Annotated in this window: 9 protein-coding genes; 6 read left to right on the top strand and 3 right to left on the bottom strand. The window is 52.9% G+C overall.

Annotated elements, in window-relative coordinates; genetic code table 11:
• Window positions 1-182: 182 nt before the first annotated feature.
• The 3 genes from KK083_RS15760 to KK083_RS15750 form a co-directional block, all read right to left on the bottom strand.
• A complete protein-coding gene (locus KK083_RS15760) occupies window positions 183-3,197 on the bottom strand; it encodes a choice-of-anchor J domain-containing protein (RefSeq protein ID WP_254164408.1) in 3,015 nt (1,004 codons plus the stop codon).
• A gap of 282 nt (window positions 3,198-3,479) precedes the next feature.
• Window positions 3,480-3,749, bottom strand: a complete 270-nt coding sequence (locus tag KK083_RS15755) for a NifU family protein (protein ID WP_254164406.1) — start codon at window positions 3,747-3,749, stop codon at window positions 3,480-3,482.
• The gene (locus KK083_RS15750) at window positions 3,749-4,843 is read right to left on the bottom strand and encodes an Mrp/NBP35 family ATP-binding protein (RefSeq protein WP_254164404.1); all 1,095 of its coding nucleotides are present in this window, start codon (window positions 4,841-4,843) and stop codon (window positions 3,749-3,751) included. Before KK083_RS15750 ends, KK083_RS15755 begins: the two co-directional genes overlap by 1 nt.
• Before the next feature lie 335 nt (window positions 4,844-5,178).
• Here KK083_RS15750 and dnaG point away from each other — a divergent pair, with 335 nt between their 5' ends.
• From dnaG to KK083_RS15720, 6 genes are all read left to right on the top strand, one after another.
• Entirely contained in the window at window positions 5,179-7,101 is a 1,923-nt protein-coding gene (gene dnaG / locus KK083_RS15745) for a DNA primase (RefSeq protein WP_254164402.1), read from the top strand.
• Window positions 7,102-7,209: 108 nt separating this feature from the next.
• Entirely contained in the window at window positions 7,210-8,427 is a 1,218-nt protein-coding gene (locus tag KK083_RS15740; protein ID WP_254164400.1) for a bifunctional 3,4-dihydroxy-2-butanone-4-phosphate synthase/GTP cyclohydrolase II, read from the top strand.
• A gap of 5 nt (window positions 8,428-8,432) precedes the next feature.
• Entirely contained in the window at window positions 8,433-9,080 is a 648-nt protein-coding gene (locus KK083_RS15735; protein WP_254164398.1) for a hypothetical protein, read from the top strand.
• 74 nt (window positions 9,081-9,154) lie between these two features.
• Window positions 9,155-9,931 carry a 5'/3'-nucleotidase SurE gene (surE, locus tag KK083_RS15730; protein ID WP_254164397.1) on the top strand — a complete coding sequence of 259 codons (777 nt, stop codon included), beginning with the start codon at window positions 9,155-9,157 and terminating at the stop codon, window positions 9,929-9,931.
• Window positions 9,932-10,325: 394 nt separating this feature from the next.
• On the top strand, window positions 10,326-11,171 hold the full coding sequence (locus tag KK083_RS15725) for a fumarylacetoacetate hydrolase family protein (protein WP_254164396.1): 846 nt from the start codon (window positions 10,326-10,328) through the stop codon (window positions 11,169-11,171).
• On the top strand, window positions 11,164-12,753 hold the full coding sequence (locus tag KK083_RS15720; RefSeq protein ID WP_254164394.1) for an aldehyde dehydrogenase (NADP(+)): 1,590 nt from the start codon (window positions 11,164-11,166) through the stop codon (window positions 12,751-12,753). Before KK083_RS15725 ends, KK083_RS15720 begins: the two co-directional genes overlap by 8 nt.
• Window positions 12,754-12,770: the final 17 nt, after the last annotated feature.

The following is a 12,770-nucleotide window of genomic DNA, read 5'->3' as shown; positions in this document are numbered from 1 at the left end:
CTTTATCAGTTCAAAGATATTCAAAAACCGGTTAAACTCGTTTTAAATGCAGTTCACGCAAAGAACGCAAAGAAGCGCAAAGGGCGCAAAGATTTTGCTTGTGCTTTTCATAACTGTATCAAAACTCCCTATAACTGTCTTTGAACTTCCGATAACTGTCTTTGAACTCCCTGCGGTTAAAATTATCGCAGCACCATTACCCGCTCTGCATAGAGCTTTCCGCCGATGTTCAGCCGCACAATGTAGACACCGGAAGCGAGCGACTGCTCTAGTTCCAGTGGATAGGTCTGATTCAGTACATCCCTCAGCAGGCCGCTGGTGTATTGTTTGCCCATCGTATCGTGCACGGCATACTGCACATCACGCCGCTCTGCCAGGTTGAAGGTGATCTGCAGATTGCTCTGCGCGGGCTCTCCCGCACGGTAGCCGTAAATGGAAAAGGGCTCGTTTACCGTGACCACCCGCGGGTTTCCTGTTGAGAAGAATTCGATGTTATCCAGGTAGAGATTATTGCCATTCTCGTTGGCTGCCACAAAAGCGATCCGTACCTGATCCTTGCCCGCAAAAGCATCGAGGTTGATGGTGACATTTCTTTGCCAGTCGGTCGGAGCCTGCGGCGTGAAGGGCGTCGTCTGGACCGGGAATGACGACAGGTCCGGCGTAGTTACCTCCGCATAGGTCTCGCCGCAGTTGGGAGAGGCCAGGATCCGGAAATTTTCCGTTCGCTCTGCCAGCCTTCGGTAGGCGAGGTCCAGCACCATCAGGGCCGTATCGGTTTTTGAAAAATCCAGTACCGGGCTCACCAGCCATGCCTCGTCTCCGATGGAGGTGTTAGTGGAAGCGTTGAAATATGCCGATGTGCCGAAGTTGGTGGCGGTGCCCTGCCAGTTCATACCAGTGCCTGCGGGGTTTACCGTCAGCCACTGGTTGGGGAAAGCGGCATCGAAGTTTTCCCGTAAGGGGATCCTGTCAGCGTTTCCGTTCACCACAACGGTGAATACCTGAAGGTTGTTGGCCGGCGTTTCATCAGCCACGTCGTTGGGATCCGCGATGTTGACGGAAAGGGTATTGGCGCCGGGCTTTAGCAGAAGCTGCGGCAGGCTGATCTCGGTCTCAGTGCCATCGCCGATGGTGATGTTTTCGGTGTAGGACTGCACCACACCTCCGTTCACGGCATACTCAACCTTGAAGCGGCTGATGTCTACGTTGCCCACATTCTGAACAATGATGCGTGGTATGATCACCGGATTGCAGGTGACCAGGCCGGGACTGATCTTCTCCTTGAGCTTCAGGTCTTCCACTTCGCTGGTGATCAGGGAAATGTTATCGATGTAAACGTTGTTGCCCCAGTCGTTGATGCCTACAAACGCCAGCTGCACATGCGTTTTGCCGAGGAAGGCGTTAAGGTTCACCGTCTCTTTGCGCCACTGGCTTTCGCCCGAAGGAACGAACCCCTGTGCCGTAGAAGTGGTGGTGGCCAGCGCTGCGCCCTCTTTATCGAACACGGTGGTGCCTTCCGTCAGCTCCTGGCAGTCTGTGAGCACGATCACTTTCAGCTGGTCGTTGCTGGACTGGAACCGGGCGTGGGCAACGTCGAAAACAAGAGAGGTTACCGAAGCGGTTGAAAGATCAAACACGGGGCTGAGAAAGATATCCTGTTCTCCGAAGTGGTCATCGTAGTTAAAAAAATCCAGGAACAGCGCCTTGTTGGCAGCGGTTTCTTTCGGCGCCGGCTGCAGCTTCCAGGTGATCTGCTGGTCGGGATTCTGGATGATCCACTTCGATGGCAGTGTTGTGAAGGTTTCCGTAAAGGGTGCGGTGATCGCCTCGGGAACGAAGACCGAAGATGATAACGCGTTATTCTGCGATCGGCCATCAGTGGTGCCGTTGGTGAGCACGATGTTGAAGGCCAGGGTGCTGTTGCCTGCGGTCACCGCTGCAGGAGCGAAGGTGACTACTGCCGACTGAAGGTTGCCCAGGCTGAGCGCAACATCTTTTGTTTCCACGATGCTGCCGTTAACGGACACCGAGATGCGGGCGCTGACCACCTGGTTGCTTCCATAGTTTCTTACCTCGATGCTGGGGGTTACGGGACTGGTACACGACGTGGCCAGTGGAGAAAGTACTGACCTGATGCCAAGGTCATTCGGTACGGGGACGGGTTCCGAAAGACCGGGAGAGGTGAGCAGGCTAACCCTTCTGGGACTGCTCTCGATCACAATGCCCATGCGGTCTACCTGGCCCTGTGTAAAGAGGTTCATGCAAACGTCATCCGTATAGTCGAGGAAATTCTGGAACATCTTTGCCGGCGAGCAGGTGTCTACACGGGGGTGGTTGGGGCAACCCGTTGTGCTTTCCGACTGATCCGGGGTGTCAGCCACATGATCTCCGCCCGAGCCGTTTGCCTGCTCGCAGCCGCTCTGGTCGCCCCAGATGTGACGCAGACCGAAAAAATGTCCCATCTCGTGGGTCAGCGTGCGGCCTTTGTCATAGTCGGGATCGAGTGTAAAAGCACCATCGTCAGCGGAGCCAAATGCCCGGTACCAGATCACAATGCCATCCGTGAGCGCGTTGGTAGAGCCGTTCTCAAGTCCCGGCAGGTTCGATACCGGAAACTGCGTATAGCCCAGGTAGTCGGTAAGGTTACAGACCCAGATGTTCAGGTATTTCTCCGCAGGCCAGTAGCTCTGCGACTTCAGCTCGTAGTTATCGTTGATGGTCCAGCCGCTTTTATTCCCTTTCACGCGTACAATACCCGAGGTTTCAAGCCCTTCAGGATTTTGTTTGGCCAGCACAAACTCAATGTTCATGCTTCCGGCCACGGCTGCAAACACCGCGGGCGTGTTGGCGGCATCGGCGTTCAGGCGATTGAAGTCCTTGTTCAGCACGCCGATCTGGGAAAGGATCTGCGCCTCGGAGATGTTGGTACCTGTGCCCACAGCTTCACCGTTATGAACCACGTGTATCACCACCGGCACTTTGTAGGGGCCTGATTTCTGCCGCTGGTTGCGTTGATCCGGCGACCGGTCTTTCAGCCAGCGCTCGAATTGTGCATCGCTCTCACGGACACGCTGCTGGTTTTTTAAGGTATGGCTGTATTGCACGGTTCCACACCGGTCTTGCGCTGCGGCGATGAAGTAAGTGAGTATGAAGCTGAATGAAAGCAGCAGACGAAGTGAACGTGAGATCAGCGCCACAATACGGTTGGATTGATTACCCACGAAAGATACGAAAATAGTCCACAGTGGTGAATAGTAGGCAATAGGCAAAAGCAGTAGGCAATGGAACAGTAGACACAGCAATGGTCAATATCAATCGACAAAAAATGCAGAACGCTGTCGTACCTCGTATTTCGTACCTCGTACCTATAAACGACGCGTAATGATCGAAGCTCGTCTAAACCGGCAACTGGTAACCGGCAACTGGCAACCAAACCAGTCCAACTTTAAACTTCAAACCTTAAACTTTAAACTCAAGGACTATCTACCGATCGGGGTAAGATTCACAACTTCAATGGAGCGGACTTCGGGCACATCGCGTTTGATGGCAGCTTCCACACCGGCTTTGAAGGTCATAGACGACATCGAGCAGTTACCGCAGGCGCCTATAAACTCCAGCCTCACCACGTGATCATCTGAGATATGGCTTACTTTCACATCGCCTCCGTCGGCCTTCAGATAGGGACGGATGGTGTCAAGCGATGCTTCGATCTTGCGGGTGATCTCCTCCAAAGTGCTGTTTGTGTTCATTAAACTTTCAGTTCAACTTTCTGCGTTTGTACAAAGTTAGCATTTCTGATGGCAATTTGCCGTGCAAGTGTTCTGGCCAGTTGGTGAAATGCTTCGCCGGTCGGGCCTTCTTTCATCGCTGCAGGCAAACCACTGTCGCCGCTTTCGCGGATGCCCTGCACCAGCGGTATCTGGCCCAGCAATGGAACGTTGTACTTTTCCGATAAGTTCTTGCCGCCGTCTTTGCCAAAGATAAAATATTTATGGTCCGGTAGCTCTTCTGGTGTGAAATAAGCCATGTTTTCCACCACACCCAGCACGGGTACATTGATCTGTGGTTGTTTGAACATGGAAAGACCTTTGTTAGCATCGGCCAGCGCAACCTTCTGGGGCGTTGTAACGATCACGGCACCTGTCACCGGCACGGTCTGCACCAGGGTCAGGTGAATGTCGCTGGTACCGGGGGGCAGGTCAATGAGCAGGTAATCCAGGTCACCCCATTCCGCGTCGCTGAAGAACTGTTTCAGGGCAGCGCTTGCCATAGGACCCCGCCACACCACCGCACTGTCTGGCGGCGCCAGGAACCCGATAGATAACAGCTTCACACCGTATTGCTCAATGGGGATGATGATGTTGCGGCCATTCACCTGCTTCACATGCGGCTGCTCATGCTCACAGTTGAACATGGTGGGAATGGAGGGACCGAAGATATCGGCATCGATAAGCCCCACCTTGGCACCGGCCTGCGCCAGGGCAACAGCCAGGTTAGACGTTACGGTAGACTTGCCCACACCCCCCTTGCCGGAGGCGATGGCAATGATATTTTTGACCCCGGGCAGCAGCGGGGCGTTGTCGCGAAGCGATGTAACCGAGGAAGTGATATTGATTTGGATAGCCACGGAATCCCCAACCACTTTTCTTACAGCATCCTGGCAGTCCTGGCGGATCTTTTCTTTCAGCGGACATGCGGGTGTGGTGAGCACCACTGTAAAACTGACCTTGCTGGCTTCAACCTTTACATCCTTGATCATATTCAGGGTCACCAGGTCTCGCTTCAGGTCGGGATCTTCTACAGTAGAAAGGGCTTTAATGATATCGGCTTGCGTAAAATTCATGCTATCCTAACAACAATGGGGGGTAAAATCATTCAAATCGGCCGCAAGTTAATGACGAAATGGTATTTCGGAGCTTCGAATCAGGCTTTTTTAGAATTCCCCTGTTTGCCTTGTGATCGCATCTTGTGAGTCCATAGTCGATGGTCCATAGTCCATAGCCGAGCGCAGTAACTGTCACATGCCACCAATATGATCCATTACTGCAGTAACAGGGACTAAAAACAAAACTCGTCCTGCCATGGACCATGGACCATGGACTATGGACTTTTTCTATCTTTGACCCCAGGAGAATAGGGCCGGTGGCTTAATTCTGTGGCTAACACCTTGTATTTCAAATGATCACCCGCGAAACGATAGATGAAGTAAAGAACCGGATCGACATAGTTGATGTGGTGGGCGACTTCGTGTCCCTGAAACGATCGGGTCAGAATTACAAGGCCCTGAGCCCGTTCACCAACGAAAAAACAGCCTCTTTTTACGTAGTTCCCTCCAAAGGCATTTTTAAGGATTTCAGCAGCGGCAAGGGTGGCGATTCCATCACCTTTGTGATGGAGCACGAGGGCATGAGCTACCTCGAAGCCATCCGCTACCTCGCGAAAAAATACGGTGTAGAGATCAAGGAAGATGCAGGCAGAAGAGAAGAGGAGCTGGCCAGCCAAAGCGAGCGCGACAGCCTTTACATCATCATGAACTTTGCCAAGGATCACTACCGCGATCTGCTGATGAAAAGTGATGAAGGCAAAAGCATCGGGCTGAGCTATTTCCGCGAGCGTGGGTTCAACGACCGCACCATCGAAAAGTTCGAGCTGGGCTATGCCCTCAACGAATGGGATAACCTGACCCGCACCGCCACCGGCAAAGGTTACAGTGAAGACATGCTGGAGAAGGCGGGACTGCTCATCAAAAAAGACGAAGGCAGAAAATATGATCGCTTCCGCGGAAGGGTGATCTTCCCCGTGCAGAACCTTTCCGGCAAGGTGATCGCTTTCGGCGCGCGTATTCTCACCAAGGAGAAGGACCAGCCCAAATACATCAACTCGCCTGAAACGGAGATCTACCACAAGAGCAACGTGCTCTATGGACTGTACCAGGCGAAGAACGCCATCCGCAAGGAAGAATTCTGTTTCCTGGTGGAAGGATACACCGATGTGATCTCCATGCACCAGGCCGATGTGGAAAACGTGGTGGCTTCCTCGGGTACGGCCCTCACCGAAGACCAGATCAAGCTCATGCGCAGGTTCACGGAAAATGTGACCGTGCTTTATGATGGCGACGCGGCGGGCATCAAGGCGGCCCTGCGCGGCATTGACCTGGTGCTGAAAGGCGGACTGAACGTGCGCATCGTTCTGTTACCTGATGGCGAAGATCCCGACAGTTTCTCAAAAAAATCGGGCAGCACCGAATTCAAAAAATACCTGCACGACCACACGCAGGATTTTATCTCATTCAAGATCGGCCTGTATTCAAAAGAAGCGTCGCACGACCCGATCAAAAAAGCCGAGGCCATCCGTGAGATCGTGGCCAGTATCAGCGTGATACCCGATCCCATCAAACGTTCGGTCTACATCCAGGAAACCAGCATGCTGCTGAAGATCTCGGAAGCAGTGCTGTTTACGGAGCTGAACAAGATCCTCATCCAGGACCGCGACAAAAAGATCCAGGACCGTTCACGTGTGAGAGCGGAGGAGCCCCTTCCCCCGCCTGTGGTGGACATCGCCCCGGCCTCTAAAACCGATCTCGCTTCAATCATCCTGTTGCAGGAGCGGGAGACCATCCGCCTGCTGCTGAACTATGCGGAGAGTCCTTACGAGGAGCAGCGCCTGGCTGATTTTATGCTTGCCGAGCTGGAGGATGTGGAGTTTACCGACCCTGTACTGAAGGAGATCTACGAGATGTTCAAAAAGGGCATCGAACAGAATGAACGGGTAGATACGTTGTATTTTATGGAGCATGGATCCCCGGCCGTAAAAAGTGCCGTAGCCACCCTCACCACCAACCGGTACGAGGCGAGTAAACATTGGAGTGACAAATACAAGATCTTTTTCTCGCACGAAAAGGAAATTATTCACGATGTTGCCTACGCTAATATTTTGCGGCTGAAGTTCAGACTCATTCAGCGGCTCATGGAAGATAACCTGGTGCAGATCAAACAGGCTACCAATGAGGCCGACCTGGAAAAATATTTTACGATCCACGAGCAGTTGAAGGGCGCAGAGAAAGAGATCGCCGCCATCCTCGGGGTCGTGATTTCGAAATAGAACGGAACTTTAAGCGGCCCTTAAACCTTTTTACAGGGATGACATTCTTTTGAAGGAGGTCATCCCCTGAAACTTTTAACTTTAAACTTTGAATTTCAAACTTTCCCCATGAGCGATATAAAACTGGATACCATTGAAGAAGCTATTGAAGAGATCAAAAACGGCAAGGTGATCATTGTGGTAGACGATGAGGACCGTGAAAACGAGGGCGACTTCATCTGCGCGGCAGAATGCATTACACCCGAGATCGTGAACTTTATGGCCACCCATGGACGCGGGCTGATCTGCGCCCCTCTGATCGAAGACCGTTGCGAAGAGCTGGGCCTCGAGCTGATGGTGGGAAAGAACACGGCGGCTTTTGAAACGCCTTTTACAGTTTCCGTTGACCTCATCGGCCACGGCTGCACCACGGGCATCTCGGCCCACGACCGTTTCAAGACCATCCGTGCGCTGGTAGACCCTGAGACCAACCCCGAAGAGCTCGGCAAACCCGGTCATATTTTTCCGCTGAAAGCAAAACGCGGCGGCGTGCTGAGAAGGGCCGGACATACGGAAGCAGCCATTGATTTCGCACGGCTGGCCGACTTCAAACCTGCCGGTGTGCTGGTGGAGATCATGAACGAAGATGGTAGCATGGCCCGCCTGCCGGACCTCGTAAAGGTAGCCGAACGTTTTAACCTGAAGCTTGTTTCCATCAAGGACCTTATCGAATACCGCATCCGCAAGGAGTCGCTCATCAGTCGCCAGGTGGAGGTAGACATGCCTACCGATCACGGACATTTTAAGTTGATCGCATTTGAGCAGACCAATTCACAAGAAGTTCACCTTGCGCTCGTTAAAGGAACGTGGGCTAAAGATGAGCCCGTGCTGGTGCGGGTACACTCCTCATGTGTGACGGGTGATATCTTCGGTTCGTGCCGTTGTGATTGCGGCCCGCAGCTTCACCACGCCATGGAAATGGTTGACCGCGAAGGCAAAGGTGTTGTGCTGTATATGAAGCAGGAGGGAAGGGGCATCGGCCTGCTGAACAAGCTCAGGGCCTACAAGCTCCAGGAAGAAGGCTGGGATACCGTGGAGGCCAATATGAAGCTTGGATTTGACATGGATGAACGTGATTATGGCGTTGGCGCACAGATACTTCGCGATCTGGGTGTAACCAAAATCAAGCTGATCACGAATAACCCTAAAAAGCGTGTTGGATTGATGGGATACGGACTGGAGATCGTAGACAATGTGCCGATCGAGATCTCGCCCAATCCGCATAACGAAAAATACCTGCTCACCAAACGTGATAAGCTGGGGCACACCATCTTAAGGAACAAATAAACGTAGTGAAGATCTTAACCGATATTGCCACACACCACTTCAGGGCCGGACGATGGGCCGGCATCTTCTTTTTAGTTGTCAGCTTTCATTTTGCACAGGCCCAGAGTTGGCCGTTCGAGCTCTGGCATGAAGGGAAAATAGCACTGGCCTCAGGCGATACGTTGAAGGGGCTTGTGAAGTATGACCTTCAGCAGGATCTTGTACAGTATACCTACCGTGATCAGCAGCCTGAAGTTTTTACGGCGCGCAAGGTCCTGTTTTTCGAGATCTTCGAGGAGGCGATCCACAAATACCGCAGGTTTTATGCGCTGCCCTTCACCACACCCAATGGCTACCGCTCCACCATATTCTTTGAGCTGCTCGAGGAGGGAAAGATGACCCTGCTGGCACGCGAGTTTGTGGAGTACAGAACTTACAGCTCTCCCTATCTTGCGGGCTCCTATTCGCGGCTGGTGCTCGACTATAAATACTTTTTCCTGAAAGAAGATGCCACCATCGAAGAGTTCATCGGCAGCAAGAACGACCTGCTTGACCTGATGGGGAAAAAGAGCGAAGAAGTGGAGAAATACATCAAGGCCAACCGACTGAAGGTTGACGATAAGCAAGACCTCACCCGCATTGTGGATTATTATAATTCTTTGTTCGGCGGTTGACCATATCTCGAGATTTACCGTGTAGATTTACGCGTCGATCTGCACGATCGTTCCCTTAACACCAACTGAATACAATGAGCAGACCTTTGATCCTTGTGTCAAACGATGATGGAATTACATCCAAAGGCATCCTGACACTGGTAAACGTAATGAAGCAACTGGGCGAAGTGATTGTGGTGGCGCCTGACAGCCCGCAATCAGGTATGGGCCACGCCATCACCGTGGGCAACACCCTGCGACTGGAAGAGAACTTTATTTTCGAAGGTGTGAAAGCATGGGAGTGCTCCGGTACACCCGCCGACTGTGTGAAGATGGCCCGTCATTTTGTGCTGAAGGGACAGCGCCAGCCCGATGTGGTGGTGAGCGGTGTGAACCACGGCAGCAATACCTCCATCAGTGTGTTGTATTCGGGTACTATGTCGGCGGCCATTGAAGGAGCCATCGAGGGAACACCCGCCATCGGTTTTTCACTGTCGGATTTTTCGCATAAGGCAGACTTCTCTCATACGGAAGAATACATCCGCAAGATCACACAGCAGGTGCTTGAAAAGGGCTTGCCGAAAGGTGTGGCCCTGAATGTAAACTTCCCTCCGAAGCAGAACGAACCTTTAAAGGGCATTCGCATCTGCCGCCAGGCCAACGCCAAGTGGGTAGAGGATTTCGACCAGCGCCACGACCCCAACGGACGAAGATACTTCTGGATGGTAGGCAACTTTGTAAACTTCGATAAAGGCGAAGACAACGACGAGTGGGCCATCGCCAACAACTATGTTTCAGTCGTACCCTGCCAGTTCGACCTCACCGCCCACGCCGCCATTCCGGTACTCAACGAAGAATGGGAGATACTTTGAGTCCACGGTCCACAGTCGACAGTCCACAGCATGTGGTGTGATGATCGACGAGTCGCCATTCTAGAAGGAGACTGGCTTGAGTAAGCAGGGCAGGTGCACGAGGGATGCAAATTTTGGCAAGTAACAAACGCTCCTGACCATCGTGAGCATTCATGCTGCTTCGTTCAGAGCACAGCTTTTGAAGAGAACCCGGCTGCAGTGGGCTGTGGACCGTGGACTGTTGACTCACCTCATCTTTTAATAGAGGTCACCTTCCGCCCAACCTCATCATTCTTACAAAAGAATTTTTTATTCCGCAGAGCGACGAAAGTATTACGCATTATCGGTTGAATTTCACTGGCCAAAATTTTTATATTCGCTATCTCAAGCGCTGATTTCCACTTGAGCCAACTTCATGAAGCTTTACAAGACAAAAACCGGTGCGGTCATTGAAAAAGACAACGCATTTTACGTAGTGAAAAACGCAGACTGGGACACGTTCCTCAACGACGATGCCTTGTTCGAGAAGCTCACCAAAACGATTAACGGCATGTCACCTGTGGCGGATGCCGCCAGCTTGCTGAAGCAGGAGTTGCAGGCGCCGATCCAGAGTCAGGAAGTATGGGCCAGTGGCGTGACTTATTACCGCAGCAAGGTGGGGCGACAGGAAGAGTCGAAGGAGTCGGGGGGTGGTGACTTTTACGCGAAGGTGTACGAGGCGGAGCGCCCGGAGATCTTTTTCAAGGCAACCGCCAGCAGAACCGTTGGACACGGCGGCAAGGTGCGCATCAGGAGAGACTCAACGTGGAATGTGCCGGAGCCTGAGCTGACGCTGGTGGTCACCTCTTCGGGCAAGATCGTGGGTTACACCATTGGCAATGACATGAGCTCCAGGAGCATTGAAGGCGAGAACCCGCTCTACCTGCCGCAGGCCAAAACCTACGATGGCAGTGCTGCGCTGGGGCCGTGCATTTACGTAACAGAGAAACCCCTTCCGGAAGATACACGCATCGAGATCACCATATCCCGCAAAGGCAAACCGGTATTCAATGGCGATGTTACCATCAACCAGATCAAGCGTAAGTTCAAAGACCTGGTGTCGTTCCTTTATCGTGAGTGCAGCTTCCCGCACGGCAGCTTCCTGATGACAGGTACGGGCATCGTGCCATCGAGCGATTTTACATTGCACGAGGGCGATGAGATGAGCATCACCATCGGCCCCATCGGAACCCTTGTGAATACCGTTGCCACCAATGTTTAACAATGCCATGGAGCTGACAGGAAAAAATTTTATCGCAGGCCAGCGCACCGGTAGTGGCAAGGCCTTTCAGGCAGAAAACCCCGCTACGGGAAAAATGCTGGAGCAATCTTTTTATGAGGCAAGCCAGAAAGAGGTCGACGAGGCCGTTCACCAGGCGGAGGACGCTTTCAATGACTACAATAAAAAAAGCGGGAAGCAGAGAGCAGACCTTCTCGAAGCCATCGCTGACGAGATCATTGCCCTTGGCGACGTGCTGATCCAGCGATGCATGGAGGAGACCGGCCTTCCGGAAGCGCGGCTGACGGGTGAGCGCGGACGCACGGTGAATCAGCTGAAGCTTTTTGCACAGGTGCTTCGCGAGGGATCGTGGGTGAATGCACGCATCGACCTGGCAGATCCTGATCGTAAGCCACTTCCCAAACCCGATGTCAGAAGCATGTACAGGCCGCTTGGTCCGGTAGGTATATTTGGTGCGAGCAACTTTCCTTTTGCTTTTTCGGTAGCTGGCGGTGATACTGCGTCGGCGCTGGCGGCTGGATGTACCGTTGTGGTCAAAGCGCATCCAGCCCATCCGGGTACCTGCGAGCTGATAGCCAACGCCATTCAACGTGCCGTGGAGAAAAGCAACATGCCTGCGGGAACGTTCTCCATGGTGCAGGGACAATCTACTGACGTGGGACTTGCCATCGTCAGGCACCCGCTTATCAAGGCCATTGGGTTCACCGGCTCGTTCAGGGGAGGCAAGGCAATATTTGATGAAGCCAACAAACGTACAGTACCCATTCCGGTATATGCCGAGATGGGCAGCACGAACCCGGTGTTTATTTTGCCCGGCGTGCTGAAGGAGAAGAGGGAGGCCATCGCAAAAGACCTGGCTGCATCGGTCACGCAGGGCGTAGGACAATTCTGCACCAACCCAGGACTGATATTGTTGCAGCAGTCCGAAGATGGAAAAGCATTCAAGGATACGTTGTCAGGAAGTATGGCGGGATCGGCTGCGGGTGTTATGCTCAGCGCCGGTATCAGGAGCAACTATGAGCGCGGCATTGAAAAGCTTAAAGGTGCCACGGGTGTTACCGTTGTAGCCAGGGGAAAAAGTGAGGGAGAGGGTTACCGAGGTGTGCCGTCGTTGCTGGAAGCTACAGCTGACTCGTTCCTGAAAGACCATACGCTTGAAGAAGAAGTGTTCGGCCCGTCAACGCTGATGATCACCGCCAGCACACGCGAAGAGATCATCCGCGCTGCCGAAAAGCTTACAGGACATCTGACGGCAACAATCCTTGGCACCGAAAAAGACCTCGAGGATTATAAGGACCTGATCGCCATCCTGGAGCAGAAGGTAGGCAGGCTTATCTTTAACGGGTACCCCACCGGCGTGGAAGTTTGCCACAGCGTGGTTCACGGCGGACCATACCCCGCCACCACCGACAGCCGGACAACGTCTGTAGGTCCGGCCGCTATTTTCCGTTTTGCACGTCCCGTCTGTTACCAGAACTTTCCGCAAACCATGCTGCCCGACGAGCTGAAGAACAACAATCCGTTAGGGATCTGGAGGATGGTGAATGGAGAGATGAAGAGGTGATCGGTGATTTGTAATCA

Origin of the sequence: Chryseosolibacter histidinae (genome assembly GCF_018598225.1) — a bacterium.
GTDB lineage: Bacteria > Bacteroidota > Bacteroidia > Cytophagales > Cyclobacteriaceae > Chryseosolibacter > Chryseosolibacter histidini.
Note: the sequence above shows the minus strand (reverse complement) of the source record. Positions and strands in the feature narration are given on the sequence as shown.